Source organism: Streptomyces sp. Sge12 (genome assembly GCF_002080455.1).
Taxonomy (GTDB): Bacteria; Actinomycetota; Actinomycetes; order Streptomycetales; family Streptomycetaceae; genus Streptomyces.
In genome coordinates this window covers 7,740,382-7,754,263 of record NZ_CP020555.1, presented here as the reverse complement: position 1 = coordinate 7,754,263, position 13,882 = coordinate 7,740,382, and the positions used below count along the sequence as shown (strand labels likewise).

Genomic DNA, 13,882 nt, shown 5'->3' with positions numbered 1-13,882 from the left:
TCGGGGTATGTGGCAGGAGGGAAAGCCCAAGGAGGCCTCATGCCTACTACTCTGCGTATCCAGGCCACCCCTGCGCCGCAGCCGGACGTATCGCCGGCCGCCCTTCCCGGGATCCCCGAGATCGCCGACCTCCAGTCGGTGAGCACCGCCGACGCCCACGACCTGTCGGTCACGCTCTTCCGGCGGCTGCACACGCTGGAGGAGGGGACCTCGGAGTACTCGTACGTGCGCAACACCCTGGTCGAGCTGAACCTGAGCATGGTGAAGTACGCGGCCACGCGCGTGCGCCACTGCAGTGCCCCGTGGGAAGACGTCATGCAGGTGGGCACGATCGGCCTGATCAAGGCCATCAACCGGTTCGACCCGGAGCGCGGCTTCGAGTTCATGTCGTTCGCCCTCCCCACCATCGTGGGAGAGATCAAGCGCTACTTCCGTGACACCACCTGGGCCGTCCGTGTACCGCGCCGGCTGCAGGAACTGCGCATCGATCTGGCCAAGGCGAACGACGCCCTGGAGCAGGAGCTCGGGCACGCCCCCACTGCGCAGGAGCTCGCCGAGCGGTTGGGCATCACCGCGGAGGAGGTCTGCGAGGGCCGGCTCGCGGCCAACGGCTTCACCAGCCTGTCCCTCGACCTCCCCGTGACGGAGGAGGACGACGCGCCCGGCACCCTGGCCCGCGGCCTCGGGGTGGAGGAGACGCGCTTCGAGACGGTCGAGGACCTGGAATCGCTCAAGCCGCTGCTGGAGGAGCTGACCGAACGGGATCGGACGATCCTCGCCCTCCGCTTCGGTGAGGAGCTGACCCAGGCCGAGATCGGCGAGCGGCTGGGCATGTCGCAGATGCACGTCTCCCGGCTGCTGGGCCGCATCCTGGGCCGGCTGCGGGAGGGACTGCTCGCCGAGGAACCCGAGGAACCGCAGGCCGAACCGGCTTGAGGCACTCAGCCGTCCGCACGGGACAGACAGGTATATTGCGCTGGAACCCGGGCAGGTGCAGGAGAGCACGACGGAAGGGTGATGCCGGATGGTGCCGGAAGCGGAAAGAGAACGCTTCACCGTTGCGGTGGAGGCCGTGGACGGAGCCGTCGTCCTGGCGCTCGCGGGAGAACTGGACCACGATACGGCGCAACCCCTGAGGGATGCCCTCGATGCGGCGCTCACCCCGGGCCGCCGGGTCCTGGTGGACCTGGCGACGCTCGGGTTCTGCGACTCCACCGGGCTGAACGTACTGCTGAACAGTCGGCTCGCTGCGCAGGAGGCGGGCGCCACCCTCGAACTGGTCGGCCTGCACGGGCCCGTGGCCCGCATGTTCCGGATCACCGGTGCGGACGGTGTGTTCCCCATCCATCCCGACATGACGGAAGCCCTGAGGACGACACACGGCGGAGGAGCCTGAGCACCATGGATCAGCGCGGGCCGTCGGACCGGACCTGGAGCCTGAGGCTCGCCGGAACCACGGACGTCGTCTCGCGCAGCCGTGACTTCACCCGCCGGGCCCTGCTCGCCTGGCACTGGCTCCCGGGCGTCGGAGAGAGCGGCCGCGAAGCCGCCGAGGACGTACTCCTGCTGGTGTCGGAGGTCGTGGCCAACGCCTGCCTGCACGGCGGAGGCCCCCGCGCACTCGTCCTCGACTGCTCTGCCGAACGGCTGCGGATCGAGGTCACTGACGGCAACCCCGCCCCACCGGTGCCCGTGCCGTCCCGCGGGCCGGACGCACGCGAACAGCCGGGCGGGCACGGGCTGCTGATCGTGGAACGCCTGGCGCGGCGCTGGGGTTCCGAGTCCGGGTCGGACGGCAAACGCGTCTGGTGCGAGGTGGCGTGGCCGCCGGGGATCCGCCTTCCCGGCCCGGGGTGAGGGCGGGCGGGGCGTGAGCGTGGCTACCGGGCGAGGGGGCTGCGATCGATGTGCTCCAGCAGGTCCGCCGGGTCCCGGTAGACGGCTCGGGCGCCGGCCTCCACGAGGTCGGCTCGCGGGATGCCACCGCAGAGCAGCCCGACGGCGGTGACCCCCGCCCGTGTCGCGGCTTTCATGTCCCAGACGGAGTCACCGACGAATACGGCTTGCCCGGCTGCCGCCCCCGCCAGGTCGAGGGCGTGGTGCACCGGGTCGGGTGCCGGTTTCCCCTCGCTCACGTCGTCGGAACTCGCCGTGGCGGTGAGGGCGTCATCGGCGTCGATCGCCTTCGTCAGCGCTTCCAGCTCGCGGCTGCTCGCGGAGGTGACGAGCACGACGCGCCATCCGCTCCGGTCCAGTTCGCGCAGCAGGCCGGCGGCCCGGTCGAAGCTCTTCAGCCGGTCGAAGTACGTGCCGTAGAGGGTGTCGTGCGCGGCGCTCAGGGTGTCGTCCTCGCTCTTGTCGCGGTCGTCGCCCAGGAGGTGCGCGATCAGGTCGTCGCCCGGCAGACCGAGCGCGCGGTGCACCCGATGCATCGGCACCGTGTGACCCGCCTGGCGCAGCGCCTCCCACCAGCACGTCACGTGCAGGTGGTTGGTATCGGTGAGCGTCCCGTCGACGTCGAAGAGTGCGGCGCGGTTCATGATGCGATCAGCCTCCGTGGTGTGCGTGCCCGTCCCTGCGTTTCCTGCTCGCTCTCCAGGTTTTCGGGGCCGCCCCCCGGGCAGAAGCCGACTGCCGCCCTGCGGGGACGACCGCAGGGCGGACCAGAGGGCCCCGCCCCTCGGGAGCGGCCGGTGCGGCGGTCAGCCGCCGAACTCCTTGACGAGAGCGGCGCAGAAGGCGTCCAGGTCGGCCGGCTTGCGGCTGGTGACCAGCGTCGCGGGCTGCGCGTGGCAGACCTGCACCGCCTCGTCCACCCAGGTGCCGCCGGCGTTGCGGATGTCGGTGGCCAGGCTGGGCCAGGAGGTCAGGGTCCGGCCGCGTACGGCGTCGGCCTCCACCAGCAGCCAGGGCGCGTGGCAGATCGCGGCCACCGGCTTGGCCGACGCGATGAAGTCGCGGGTGAAGTCCACGGCCGGCTCGTTCATCCGCAGTGCGTCGGGGTTGGCGACGCCACCGGGCAGGACGAGAGCGTCGAAACTCTCGGCCGTGTGATTCGACAGGACCCGGTCGACGGGGTAGGTGCCCGCCTTGTCCAGGTGGCGGAAGGCCTGGATGCGTCCCGGTTCGGTGGACACCAGCTGGGGGTTCCAGCCGGCTTCGAGCACGGCCTTCCACGGTTCGGTGAGTTCGATCTCCTCGACGCCCTCGGGCGCCATCAGAAAGGCGACGCGCACAGCGCTCACATCCTTCCGTTGCCGTCGTGTGCAGTGGTCGCGTGGTCGGTGGGTCCGGTGGCCGGTCCGGTCAGTCCGGGGGCTCCGGTACCGGCGGCGGCGTGCCGGGAGCGGGGCCCGGGCGCGCCGGTTCGGGCGGTGGCCCTCCCGGGTCGGCCGGGCGGGGGTCCCGTGGCACCGGATCCGGCGTGGTGGGTGTGGGTCCGGGCCCCTCGGGCTCCGGCCCGGTGGTCCCTTCCGTACGGTTCACCTGCTGCTCCTTCGCGCGGGGGCGGGCGGCGTACAACCTGCGCCTGCCCGGACGGGCGCGCATCACGCCGGTTCGAGCCCACCCGTCCGATGAGCTGTTTCGGGATCGGTTTCGGGGTAAATGGGCTATATGACCACTACCGAGCCGCGCAGCCTTCCGGCCGGCGCCCCGGGCCTCGGCCCGGGCCCGGCGCTCGCCGCCAGCGGCGCCCCCGTGGTGTCCACCATGGGGGTCGAAGAGGAGTTCCTGCTCGTCGACCGTCTGACCAGGGCACCCGTGGCACGCGCCGATCCGGTGATCCGGGCGGCTTCGTACCCGCTGGGCGAGCTGGTGCAGTCGGAGTTCTACCGCTGCATGGTCGAGACCTGCACCCGGCCCACGACCGACGCCGGCGACCTACGGGCCCAGCTCCGCCACCTCCGGGCCACCGTCGCCGAAGCGGCGCGCGCCTCCCACTGCCTGCTCGTCGCTTCCGGCACCCCCGTGGTGGCACCGTCGGCGCCGATCCCGGTGACCGACACGCCCCGCTACCGCCGCATGGCCCGGCACTTCGGCGCCCTGGTCGACGGCAGGCTGGGCATCGTGTGCGGATGCCACATCCATGTGGGCACCGCCGACCGCGCGCAGGCCCTGTTCCTGGCCAACCACGTGCGCCCCTGGCTCCCCGCCCTCCAGGCCCTGGCCGTGAACTCGCCGTTCGCGGGCGGTCTGGACACCGGCTTCTCCAGCTGGCGGGCCCTGGAATTCGGCCGCTGGCCCACGGCCGGCCCCACCCCGCTGCTCGACCCTGCCTCGTACGAGGAGACGGCGGAGGCCCTGGTGTCCTCCGGCATCCTCCTGGACCGCCGGATGATCTACTGGTTCGCCCGCCCGTCGGAACACCAGCCGACGATCGAGTTCCGGGTCACGGACAGCAATGCCGACCTCGACACCACCCTCCTCGTCGCCCTGCTGCTGCGCGGCCTCTGCGCCACCTTCCTCGCCGGGGCCGACGAGGGCCGGCCGCCGCCCGACGTCTCCGTCGCGCGGCTGTCCGCCGCGCACCGGTGCGCGGCGCGGTACGGAGCCGGCGGTTTCGCCCTCGACCCGTTCACCGGGGACTACATACCGGCGCAGACGCTGATCGCGGCCCTGGTCAGGGCGGCCGGGCCGGGGCTACAAGCGGCGGGGGACGAGGCGGAGGTCGACCGCCTGCTGGACGCGCTGCGCAGGAAGGGCACGGGGGCGGCCCGCCAGCGTGCCGCCCTCGACCGCTCGGGCCGGTTGCGGTACGTGGTCGACGGGCTGGCCGACCTGACCCGCGGTGCCTGAGGTCCGGGGCGCATGGCCCGTGGACGGCACCGGGCCGGCGCTACCCGGCCAGGGTGGTTTCCACGTCGAGACGTACCAGGAGCCGGGGCCGGTGCAGCCGGGCTATCGGCTCGAGGAGGTCGGGGTGCCGCATCAGGGCGGCCGCCTCGTGGTCGGCCGCCCTCGGCCGGGTCAGACGGTGGAACGCGAGGGGGACGGCGCTGCCGTGATCGATGCCGGCCAGGGCCCGGGTCGCCGCGGCGGCCAGGTCGGGGTGGCTCAGCAGGCAGGCGGCCCAGCTGGCCACGACCTCGTCCACCCACGAGCGCCAGGCCTCGTCATACTCGGCGTCGGTGTCGGCGGTCCGCACGCGGGAGTCCGTGCCGGTGATCCGGTCGATCCGATCCGATCCGCCGGGCCCGGTCAGGACGACCAGCTGCGCATCGAGGTCGGTCGGGTAGCAGAGCCAGGCCGCGACCGTGACCGCCTGGCGGGCCTGCACCTCGGCCAGGCCGCGCTGCAGGGCGCCGCCGTCGGCGGGGTAGGCACGGGTGAGCCAGTGCGCGGTCGCGGCGATCAGGGACGAGAGCGAGGAGGAGTCTGCGGACACGGGCTGACCATCCGGACCAGGGGGTGAGGGGATCGGATCCTCACGGTATCCAGCCGATCGGCCGAAAGGGAATGTTCCGATCGAAACGGTGGCCACGGCCACACGCGCCCGACACGCCCTTCGGCACTCCCCCGAACCGCTCCCGCGGCCTACCACCGCGGGCCCGCTACTTCAGGCCGATCTCCTCGCACGCGGCCTTGATCCTTTCGGTGCAGATCGCGGCGACCGTGAAGACGCCGTCATCGACCACCGTGGACTTGACGTTGTTCCGGGTCACCGCGACGCCGGGAACGAGGACCGCCGGCACGCGCTTGGTGGTCGGACTGTCCACGATCTGGTTGATGAGCCCGTCGATCTTCTCGCCCTTGGCGAGGGCTACGGCCATCTCCGCGGCGGCCGAGGCCTCGGGGGCGTAGCGCTTGTAGACCGTCATGTACTGCTCGCCCGCCACGATGCGCTGCACACCGGCGAGTTCGGCGTCCTGGCCGGTGACCGGCGGGAGCGGGGAGACGCCGGCCGCCTTGAGGGCGGCGATGATGCCGCCGGCCATGCCGTCGTTGGCCGAGTAGACGCCCACGATCCTGCCCTTGCCGAGCGCCGAGAGGGCGGCCGCCATATTGGCGTTGGCGTTCTCCGGCTTCCACTCGACGGTGTCGTACTCCTTGCCGACGTTCACCTTGCCGTCGAGGACGGAGTGCGCACCGGTCTTGAACTGCTTGGCGTTCGGGTCGGTGACGGAACCGTTCACCATGACGAGCTGGCCGGCCGTGGCCTTGTCACCCAGCGCGTCGAGCAGTGCCTTGCCCTGGACGCGGCCGACGTCCTCGTTGTCGAAGGAGGTGTAGGCGTCGATGGGGCCTTCCGCCAGCCGGTCGTAGGCGATGACCGGAATTCCCGCGTCCTTGGCCCGCTTCACGGCTCCCGCGATCGCCTTGGAGTCCACGGCGTCGATGATCAGAGCGTTCACCTTGGCGGTGATCATTGCGTCGACCTGGGTGTTCTGGGCGCTCGCGTCCTGCTTGGCATTGGCATAAACCACTTTGCCCCTGCCGCGGGTGAGCCTGGCTATTTCCTTCTCGATCAGCGGCTTGTCAAAGTTCTCGTAACGCGCGGTCTGGTCCTCCGGAAGCAGCAGACCGACCTTGATCGCGTCGTCCTTGACAGAGCCGCCCGGTCTTCCGTCCGCGTCCTCCCCGCTGCCGCAGGCGGTGAGCGAGACGGTCATGGCCGAAGCTGCGACCACGACGGCGGCACGACCCAGATATGCGTTCACGATGTAAACCTCCCTGACGAGGCCGTGTCCTTGCGGCCGAGGTAGAGGCAGTCAACTCGGCACTGACACCCTCGTCAAGAAGTGAATTGTTAACGTGATGGCAACGTTGCCATCACTGTCCGCATTCGCCCATTCAGGCCTTTCAGTGGCAATTCACCATCATTGATTCCACTGCAACGATTCAACTTATGAAGCAAAACCTCAGCCTGCGGATACCGGACGAACCCTGACCCGCGAGGCGGGTTCCTGGTGGCCGCCGCTCGCGATCATGCGTACGTCACCCTGGTCGCTGATCTCCGCCTGCACGATGCCGGTTTCGTCTGCGTAGATCGGGTGGCCTCCGGGGCCGGACCGGTCGGTGCGGTGCACGAGGACCGATTCCTCCTCGCCCGGCGCTGCATGCTCGGGGGCGACGAATACCAGTTCATACGTGCTGTCCCGTCCCATTACGGCCTCCTCTGCGCCCGACACCTTCGGGGCGAATGGTTCCACCAGCGGGCGAACGCCCTTTCCGTCCCATTATCGGGCAGAGCGGGGCTTGACGGCCCCCGCCGCTCCCGGGATGCAGAACATCGGAACCAGGTGCGTGAGTGTGTGCGAAGAAACGGTGCGAGCGGCTGTTACGCAGACCTGAACCCGTTCGGCGCAGGGCCGGAGCGCGTCGCACGCGAAGGCCCTCCGGGCGGCCGGACCCCGGATGCCGGGCCCGCCAAGGCCTGGCATCCGGGGTCCGGCCGGTCGCGTCAGCACAGGCTTGACGTGTGTCCGTTACAAGGGACAGTCACCGAAAGGTCCGTATTTTGCAACACGCCCCGAATTGGTGGCGTTTGGTGGCGTTGGAGGGCCAGAGTGTGGCTCCTCGGCAGGACGCCGGGAACTGTTCGAAGCCCACCCGCCGTACACAAGCCGGGCAGGGCTGCTGTCTGTTGAAGGGGTCATCTTCATGTCTGCTTCTCTCGCCACCCGCCGGGTCGTCGCCGCCTTCCTGGCCGCAGGTGCCCTGGTCGGCGCCGCCGCCCTCCCGGCCACCGCCGACGACCACCGGCGCGACCGCGACCACCGGGCCCCGGCATCCTCGATCGTCATCAGCGATGTCCAGTACGGCGGCGGCAGCCGCGACCGCTCCGCCCGGGCGCTCAACCGCGAATGGGTCGAAGTGAAGAACACCGGCCGCCACGGCGTCAACCTGCGGGGCTTCACCCTCACCGACCGCCAGGGCAACCGCTACCGCTTCGCCGACTTCCGCCTGGACGGCCGCTCCAGCGTCAAGGTCCACACGGGCCACGGCCGCGACACCCGCCGCGACGTCTACCAGGACCGCCGCCACCAGATCTGGGACGAGCGCGACACCGCCACCCTCCGCGACAACCGCGGCAACGTCGTCGACAGCGACTCCTGGAACGGCCGCCGCCACCACCGCAACGGCTGACCCGACCGGTTCGGCGTGCCCGCACCCCCGCGCGAGGCGGGGGTGCGGGCACGCCCGTGTGTGCCGACACGGCGCGATAATGTGCGGCAACTGTCAGTGGTGGGTGGCAGGATCGGCCGCGGTGATCCAACCACCTACAGGGGGCAGGGATGGGGAGATCGACGTTCGAATGGCCGCGCGGCGCGGAGGCTCGGGACACGGCGGCGCTGGAGCTGTGGCTCGCCGTGCACGGCTGGGAGGTCGACCCGACGGTGTTCATGGCCGGCGGCCTCGGCCCGGCCGTGCAGGTGCAGCCGATCGGTGCGGCCGATGAGGACGAGGAACCCGGGCTGCTGATCCTCCCGGGCGAGACCGTGGAGTACGCGCAGGACCGGATGCGGATAGCTCCCCGGCCCATCGTCGCGGCCTGCTGCGGCACCGAGCAGCACCGCGCCTCGTAGATCGCACGGGGAGCGCCCTCACAGGTCGAGCAGCCGCCGGGCGGTGCGCGACAGTTGGCGGCTGATCCGCGAGTCCGGTGCCCCCGCGGCGGGGCGGGGCGGCGGATCCGCCGGCGAGCCGAGTGTCAGTGGCATGGGTCACAGTGGAAGGGATGCCGAACCCCGCACCGGACGAGGTGATCCCGTGAGGTACGCGATCCAGGCCGAGGGCCTGGCCAAGCGGTTCAAGGAGACCCGCGCTCTGGCCGGGGTCGACCTTGAGGTTCCGGCGGGTACCGTGCTCGGCCTGCTGGGTCCCAACGGTGCGGGCAAGACCACCGCGGTCCGCATCTTCGCCACGCTGCTGCGCCCGGACGAGGGACGGGCCGAGGTGGGCGGGCACGACGTGGTGCGGGAGGCGGGCCGGGTCCGGTCGCTCATCGGGCTGACCGGGCAGTACGCGGCCGTCGACGAGAACATGAGCGGCACGGAGAACCTGCTGATGATCGGGCGTCTGCTCGGCATGTCGCGCGGCGGGGCCCGGGCCCGCTCCGCGGAGCTGCTCGACCGCTTTCACCTGAGTGACGCGGCGGGGCGGGCCGTGAAGACCTACTCGGGCGGGATGAGGCGGCGTCTGGACCTCGCGGCGAGCCTGGTCGGACGACCGCAGATCCTCTTCCTGGACGAGCCGACCACCGGGCTCGATCCGCACAGCCGCGGGGAGGTGTGGGACATGCTGCGCGCCCTGGTGGCGGAGGGCATGACCACGCTGCTGACCACGCAGTACCTGGACGAGGCGGACCGGCTCGCCGACAGCATCGTGGTGATCGACAACGGCCGGGTGATCGCCGGCGGTACACCGGACGAGCTGAAGGCCCAGGTCGGCGGTCAGGTACTGCACCTGCGGCCGGTCCGCGCCGCCGATCTCGACGCGGCGCACGGCGTGGTCGCGCAGGAGGCCGGTCCGCAGACCAAGACCGAGGGCGGCGGGATCCTCGCCCCCGTCAACGATCCGGCGCTCATGCCGCGTGTCGTACGTCGGCTCGACCAGTCGGGCATTCCCGTCGGGGAGCTCACCCTGCGCCGTTCGACCCTCGACGAGGTGTTCATCGCCCTGACCGGCCACCGGGCCGAGCAGACCGCCACCCCTCGGGACGACGCCGATGACGCCGATGACGCCGGCGGCGACAGCGCGTACGCGGAGGCGGGGAGGCCGTCATGACCGGCACGATCCTCACGGACGGCCTGGGGCGCGGTGGAAGGGTGCGGCCCCTGCCCGCACTGCGGCAAACCGCCACCATGGCATGGCGCAGCCTGGTCTCGGTGAAGCACAACCCGCTGGAGCTCGTCGACTACAGCATCACGCCGATCATGTTCGTGTTCCTGTTCACCTACGTCTTCGGCGGGCAGATGGCGGGCTCCCCTCAGGAATACCTCCAGTACGCGCTGGCCGGGATCATCGTTCAGAACACGCTGTTCATGAGCATGTATACCGCCATGTCGTTGAACACCGACCTGACCAAGGGCGTGTTCGACCGGCTCCGCAGCCTGCCGATCGCCCGTTCGGCCCCGTTGTTCGGGCGGATCGTGGCCGACTTGGCCAAGCAGCTGTGGGCCATGCTCCTGATGATCGCGCTGGGCCTCGTGCTGGGCTTCGAGATAACCGGCGGTCCGGCGGGCTTCATCGGGGCGGCCCTGCTGCTGCTCACGTTCGCCGCGGCCGTGTCGTGGACGGCGGTGCTGATCGGGATGGTGGCCGGGGACGCGGAGAAGGTGCAGGTCTATGCGTTCACCTTCATCTTTCCGCTCACCTTCACGAGCAGCGCGTTCGTCGAGGTGGACACCATGCCCGGGTGGCTCCAGGCATGGGTGCAGGTCAATCCGGTGACGCACCTGTCGGACGCGTTCCGCGGGCTGCTGCTCGGCACTCCGGCGGGCGGACCGATCCTGTGGTCGCTGCTCTGGGCGGCGGGCATCACCGCGGTCTTCATGCCGCTGGCGATGCGCGCCTACCGCTCCGAGAGCCACTGAACGCCGGCTCCGGCACCGGCTCCGGCTCAGTAGGTGACGAGGATCCTGCGTGCCCGGCCGTCCACCCGGATGCGGCCGCCGACGGGGATCACGAGCTGCGGGTCGGTGTGGCCCAGGTCGACGTCGAACACGACCATGGTGTCGGGGGCGTACTCCTGGAGGGCCCTCAGGACGGCCTCGCGCTGACGCAGGCGGAATTGGGCCTTGTCCCGGGCACCCAGCCGGTTCTCGAAGGACCAGCTCTTCGCCCGGCCCATGAGCAGTGCGGGGAACTGTCGCAGCAGCCCGCGTTCACCCATGCTCCGCAGGATCCGGTAGACCTCTTCGGCGCGCGGCATCTCCTCGGACGTCTCCAGGAAGAGCACGTTTCCGGCGTACGTCTCGGCCGGTTGGATCGCACGGTCGGCCATCAGCATCCAGGAGATGACCTCCAGGTTGCCGCCCCAGCCGATGCCCTCGACGACGCGGCCGGCGTTGTGCCAGGACCAGCCGTCGGCGGGTTCCATGCAGGGCTCGGACGCGAAGGTCTGCGGGTCCTCCCAGGGGCTGTTGACGTCGCCGTAGGTGCTTGCCGCGGTGAGCTCGAACTCGCCCGAGGTGAACAGCGCCGCCCGGAGGGAGGCGGCGGTCGACGGGTGCAGCGCGCCGGGCCGTCCGAGCTCGACCATGACCGAGCCGCCGTGGTAGCCGACGATCCCCAAGTCCCGCAGGAACAACAGCAGGTTGGTGTTGTCGCTGTAGCCGAAGAACGGCTTGGGACTGGCGCGCAGCAGGTCACGGTCGAGGTGGGGCAGGACGGTGATCTGGTCGTCGCCGCCGATGCTGGCGATCACCGCCTTGATGTCCGGGTCTGCGAAGGCGGCGTGGATGTCCGCGGCCCGCTCCTCGGGCGTCGCACCCATCGTCCGGGTCGTCGGATACTCCACCACCGTCAGGCCGAAGTCCTCCTGGAGCCGGCGCACGCCCAACTCGAAGGGCAGTGGGAACAGGCCGGGGAGGCCGGACGAGGGGGACAGCACGGCGACCGGGTCTCCGGGGCGGGGCTTCGCGGGATAGCGAGGATCTGACATCTGATGATCATAGAAGTTGGCGGATCGTGGCCGCGCGGGGCCGTGCGACCCGCCTGCGCCCACCACTCGAACAGACATTTCGGGCACGCATGTCGGATGGTCATTCATTCCTATGATCTCGAATCGAATGCAAAATCGAGACAAATACCACTGTGTCCGACACGGTTCGGCACGTCACGTCGGAGAAAACTGGTCCGCCGTCAGAGCCATGACGCATCCGACCGAGAACAGGACCACGACCACTGACCTGACTGTTACCTGCCAACCGATTGCGGAGGTGTCACGATGTCCTGCTTCAGGACCGACTTCCGAAAGGTCCCCAAGGGCCTTCCCCCCACGTGCTGTTGCCCCAGAGCACGCGCCGTCCTCTCCCTGCTCCTCCTGACGGCCGCCGCACTCAGCGGCCCCGCGGCCCCGGCGCACGCCGCCGCCCCCTATGGCGCCAGAGCCGTCGCGGTGGCCGCCTCCAAACAGGGCTCGCCGTATGCCTACGGCGCCACCGGTCCCAAACGCTTCGACTGCTCGGGCCTCACCCTCTACGCCTTCAAGAAGGCGGGCAAACGGCTCCCACGCACCGCCGACCAGCAGTACGAGCACACCCGTCACATCCCCGAGGCCGATCGCGCGGCCGGTGACCTGGTCTTCTTCCCGAGCGGCGCGACCATGACCCATGTCGGGATCTACGCCGGCGACAACCGGATCTGGCACGCCCCACGCCCCGGCACCCGGGTGCGGCTGGAGCGGATCTGGAGCTCATCGGTCCGCTATGGGCGGGCCACCTGATCCGGCGCCCGGCCGGTCCGGCTCCGGCCGTCCCGGTGGTCCTGGCCTCCCGCCGCTGCCGCGGCCGGTCCGGGGCCGGCGGACAGCCTGCGGACCGCCCACACGCTCGGGGCCAGCAGCAGCACCAGACTCGCCGCCGTCATCAGAACCGCACTCCAGACAAGGACGGCCTCCGTGCCCAGGGAGGTCGCGGCGGCGCCCACGACCAGGTAGCCCAGCGGCACGGACATGAGCTCACCGGCCGAGCTGAAGGAGCTGACCCGCCCGAGCACCTCGGACGGCAGATGTTCCTGCACGGCGGTGCTCCAGCACACGATCGCGATGTCCAGGCCGATGCCCGCCAGGACGGCCGCCCCCGCCAGCACGGCGAGCGGCGCGCCCTCGGCGAGCGCGACGAGGGGCAGCGCGAGAGGCACGTTGGCGCATACGCACACGACCATGATCCTGGACGGTTTCCATGTGAGCGAAACGACTCCGCCCAGGAACAGGCCTGCTGCGAAGGCCCCTTGGACGATGCCCCAGGAGGGAGCGCCCAGTCGGCCGTTCACGGCCACGACGGGACCGAGGAGTTGATAGCCGCCGAGCCAGAGGGCGACGACCACGGTGCCGGACAGCACATAGGACCAGATCCAGAAGAGACGGGAGAACTCCCTCCAGCCATCCTTGAAGTCGCGGAACACTGAAGCCGGCGTCCTGGCGGGTCCGGACACGCCGAGACGGCTGCAGAGGAGGGCCGCGACCGCGAAGCTGGCGGCGTCCCAGCCCAGGGTCAGCTCCGGGCCGACGAGCGCGACGAGGACGCCGCCGACCGCCGGCGCGAGGATGCGGATCAGGTTGCTCGGCAACCGCATCAGCGCGTTGGCCTGCTGCAGCTCGCCGGGATCGACGAGCTGCGGCAGCACACTGTTCATGGCGGGCTGGGTCAGCGCCGACGCACAGCCCGCCAGCGCCGCGAACAGGGCGATCCGCCCTGTCGTGGCCGTACCGGACACCACGAGGAGGGCGACGCAGCCCTGGGTGACGGCCGGTATCAAGTTGCCTATCACCATGACCCGTTGACGGGAGAACCGGTCCGCGAGCACTCCTCCGACGAGGAGCAGGACGAGCTGCGGAGCCGTGTTGGCGGCGAGGACGATCGCCAGGGATGCCGGCCCGCTGTCGAATCCGAGTACCGCGAAGGCCAGGGCCACGGGGGCCATCGCCGTTCCGCTCATCGAGACGAGCCGTGCCAGAAGAAACAGCCTGAACGGCTTGTGCCGCAGTGTGGCGAGAGATCCCTGTCGAAGCATTCGACGAAGACTACCGAGTTGCGTTCGCCGTGCGTTTGCCGTGCGATCCCGCTTCGGGGACGTTCACCGAAACCACGCGTGGAGGACGCTGCTGCGGACTACCTTGCTGCATGCCGGTGGTGGTTTTGACCGACTCTGCGCGAGTCGGCCGGTGCCGGCGTTGCGGGACGGGGGAACCGAGTGGTCATCGAGCGTGAGGAGT

At 70.5% G+C, this 13,882-nt stretch carries 16 protein-coding genes; 9 read left to right on the top strand and 7 right to left on the bottom strand.

What is annotated here, in order from left to right; translation table 11 throughout:
• The first annotated feature begins 39 nt into the window (after nt 1-39).
• From B6R96_RS34785 to B6R96_RS34775, 3 genes are all read left to right on the top strand, one after another.
• Nucleotides 40-936, top strand: coding sequence for a SigB/SigF/SigG family RNA polymerase sigma factor (locus tag B6R96_RS34785; RefSeq protein ID WP_081524755.1), 897 nt, complete (start codon nt 40-42; stop codon nt 934-936).
• Between the two features lie 88 nt (nt 937-1,024).
• A complete protein-coding gene (locus B6R96_RS34780; protein WP_030386683.1) occupies nt 1,025-1,396 on the top strand; it encodes an STAS domain-containing protein in 372 nt (123 codons plus the stop codon).
• Between the two features lie 5 nt (nt 1,397-1,401).
• The gene (locus B6R96_RS34775) at nt 1,402-1,857 is read left to right on the top strand and encodes an ATP-binding protein (protein ID WP_081524754.1); all 456 of its coding nucleotides are present in this window, start codon (nt 1,402-1,404) and stop codon (nt 1,855-1,857) included.
• A gap of 23 nt (nt 1,858-1,880) precedes the next feature.
• Here B6R96_RS34775 and B6R96_RS34770 read toward each other — a convergent pair whose 3' ends face one another.
• Together B6R96_RS34770 and B6R96_RS34765 are read right to left on the bottom strand one after the other, a co-directional pair.
• The gene (locus B6R96_RS34770; protein ID WP_081524753.1) at nt 1,881-2,540 is read right to left on the bottom strand and encodes an HAD family hydrolase; all 660 of its coding nucleotides are present in this window, start codon (nt 2,538-2,540) and stop codon (nt 1,881-1,883) included.
• 162 nt (nt 2,541-2,702) lie between these two features.
• Nucleotides 2,703-3,236, bottom strand: a complete 534-nt coding sequence (locus B6R96_RS34765) for a type 1 glutamine amidotransferase domain-containing protein (RefSeq protein WP_030386680.1) — start codon at nt 3,234-3,236, stop codon at nt 2,703-2,705.
• Nucleotides 3,237-3,615: 379 nt separating this feature from the next.
• On the opposite strand from B6R96_RS34765, the gene B6R96_RS34755 reads away from it, so the two are divergent.
• Complete coding sequence (locus B6R96_RS34755) at nt 3,616-4,797, top strand: carboxylate-amine ligase (protein WP_081524752.1); 1,182 nt, start codon at nt 3,616-3,618, stop codon at nt 4,795-4,797.
• 40 nt (nt 4,798-4,837) lie between these two features.
• Here the strand turns inward: B6R96_RS34755 and B6R96_RS34750 are convergent, their stop codons facing one another.
• The 3 genes from B6R96_RS34750 to B6R96_RS34740 all read right to left on the bottom strand — a co-directional run bounded on the left by B6R96_RS34750 (nt 4,838) and on the right by B6R96_RS34740 (nt 7,106).
• Nucleotides 4,838-5,386 carry a hypothetical protein gene (locus B6R96_RS34750; RefSeq protein ID WP_081524751.1) on the bottom strand — a complete coding sequence of 183 codons (549 nt, stop codon included), beginning with the start codon at nt 5,384-5,386 and terminating at the stop codon, nt 4,838-4,840.
• A 166-nt stretch (nt 5,387-5,552) separates the two neighbouring features.
• Nucleotides 5,553-6,611, bottom strand: a complete 1,059-nt coding sequence (locus B6R96_RS34745) for a substrate-binding domain-containing protein (protein WP_081524750.1) — start codon at nt 6,609-6,611, stop codon at nt 5,553-5,555.
• Nucleotides 6,612-6,860: 249 nt separating this feature from the next.
• Complete coding sequence (locus B6R96_RS34740) at nt 6,861-7,106, bottom strand: DUF6296 family protein (RefSeq protein ID WP_030386676.1); 246 nt, start codon at nt 7,104-7,106, stop codon at nt 6,861-6,863.
• A 496-nt stretch (nt 7,107-7,602) separates the two neighbouring features.
• On the opposite strand from B6R96_RS34740, the gene B6R96_RS34735 reads away from it, so the two are divergent.
• The 4 genes from B6R96_RS34735 (at nt 7,603) to B6R96_RS34720 (ending at nt 10,538) form a co-directional block, all read left to right on the top strand.
• Complete coding sequence (locus B6R96_RS34735; protein WP_081524749.1) at nt 7,603-8,088, top strand: lamin tail domain-containing protein; 486 nt, start codon at nt 7,603-7,605, stop codon at nt 8,086-8,088.
• A 149-nt stretch (nt 8,089-8,237) separates the two neighbouring features.
• Complete coding sequence (locus tag B6R96_RS34730; RefSeq protein WP_081524748.1) at nt 8,238-8,528, top strand: hypothetical protein; 291 nt, start codon at nt 8,238-8,240, stop codon at nt 8,526-8,528.
• Nucleotides 8,529-8,712: 184 nt separating this feature from the next.
• Nucleotides 8,713-9,729, top strand: a complete 1,017-nt coding sequence (locus B6R96_RS34725; RefSeq protein ID WP_107475644.1) for an ATP-binding cassette domain-containing protein — start codon at nt 8,713-8,715, stop codon at nt 9,727-9,729.
• Nucleotides 9,726-10,538, top strand: coding sequence for an ABC transporter permease (locus B6R96_RS34720; RefSeq protein ID WP_081524746.1), 813 nt, complete (start codon nt 9,726-9,728; stop codon nt 10,536-10,538). The genes B6R96_RS34725 and B6R96_RS34720 overlap by 4 nt, the downstream gene beginning before the upstream one ends.
• A gap of 26 nt (nt 10,539-10,564) precedes the next feature.
• Here the strand turns inward: B6R96_RS34720 and B6R96_RS34715 are convergent, their stop codons facing one another.
• On the bottom strand, nt 10,565-11,608 hold the full coding sequence (locus B6R96_RS34715) for a S66 family peptidase (protein WP_081524745.1): 1,044 nt from the start codon (nt 11,606-11,608) through the stop codon (nt 10,565-10,567).
• A gap of 285 nt (nt 11,609-11,893) precedes the next feature.
• Between B6R96_RS34715 and B6R96_RS34710 the strand changes: the two genes are divergently transcribed.
• The gene (locus B6R96_RS34710) at nt 11,894-12,391 is read left to right on the top strand and encodes a C40 family peptidase (RefSeq protein WP_078626346.1); all 498 of its coding nucleotides are present in this window, start codon (nt 11,894-11,896) and stop codon (nt 12,389-12,391) included.
• Here B6R96_RS34710 and B6R96_RS34705 read toward each other — a convergent pair.
• A complete protein-coding gene (locus B6R96_RS34705; RefSeq protein ID WP_081524744.1) occupies nt 12,373-13,680 on the bottom strand; it encodes an MFS transporter in 1,308 nt (435 codons plus the stop codon). The genes B6R96_RS34710 and B6R96_RS34705 overlap by 19 nt on opposite strands.
• Between the last annotated feature and the right edge of the window lie 202 nt (nt 13,681-13,882).

Excerpts from the sequence above, each read along its gene's own strand:
- B6R96_RS34770 (WP_081524753.1), bottom strand. The coding sequence starts at position 2,540 with ATGAACCGCGCCGCACTCTTCGACGTCGACGGGACGCTCACCGATACC.
- B6R96_RS34775 (WP_081524754.1), top strand. The coding sequence starts at position 1,402 with ATGGATCAGCGCGGGCCGTCGGACCGGACCTGGAGCCTGAGGCTCGCC.
- B6R96_RS34735 (WP_081524749.1), top strand. The coding sequence starts at position 7,603 with ATGTCTGCTTCTCTCGCCACCCGCCGGGTCGTCGCCGCCTTCCTGGCC.
- B6R96_RS34780 (WP_030386683.1), top strand. The coding sequence starts at position 1,025 with ATGGTGCCGGAAGCGGAAAGAGAACGCTTCACCGTTGCGGTGGAGGCC.
- B6R96_RS34730 (WP_081524748.1), top strand. The coding sequence starts at position 8,238 with ATGGGGAGATCGACGTTCGAATGGCCGCGCGGCGCGGAGGCTCGGGAC.
- B6R96_RS34705 (WP_081524744.1), bottom strand. The coding sequence starts at position 13,680 with ATGCTTCGACAGGGATCTCTCGCCACACTGCGGCACAAGCCGTTCAGG.
- B6R96_RS34710 (WP_078626346.1), top strand. The coding sequence starts at position 11,894 with ATGTCCTGCTTCAGGACCGACTTCCGAAAGGTCCCCAAGGGCCTTCCC.
- B6R96_RS34740 (WP_030386676.1), bottom strand. The coding sequence starts at position 7,106 with ATGGGACGGGACAGCACGTATGAACTGGTATTCGTCGCCCCCGAGCAT.
- B6R96_RS34745 (WP_081524750.1), bottom strand. The coding sequence starts at position 6,611 with ATGACCGTCTCGCTCACCGCCTGCGGCAGCGGGGAGGACGCGGACGGA.
- B6R96_RS34715 (WP_081524745.1), bottom strand. The coding sequence starts at position 11,608 with ATGTCAGATCCTCGCTATCCCGCGAAGCCCCGCCCCGGAGACCCGGTC.
- B6R96_RS34720 (WP_081524746.1), top strand. The coding sequence starts at position 9,726 with ATGACCGGCACGATCCTCACGGACGGCCTGGGGCGCGGTGGAAGGGTG.
- B6R96_RS34785 (WP_081524755.1), top strand. The coding sequence starts at position 40 with ATGCCTACTACTCTGCGTATCCAGGCCACCCCTGCGCCGCAGCCGGAC.
- B6R96_RS34755 (WP_081524752.1), top strand. The coding sequence starts at position 3,616 with ATGACCACTACCGAGCCGCGCAGCCTTCCGGCCGGCGCCCCGGGCCTC.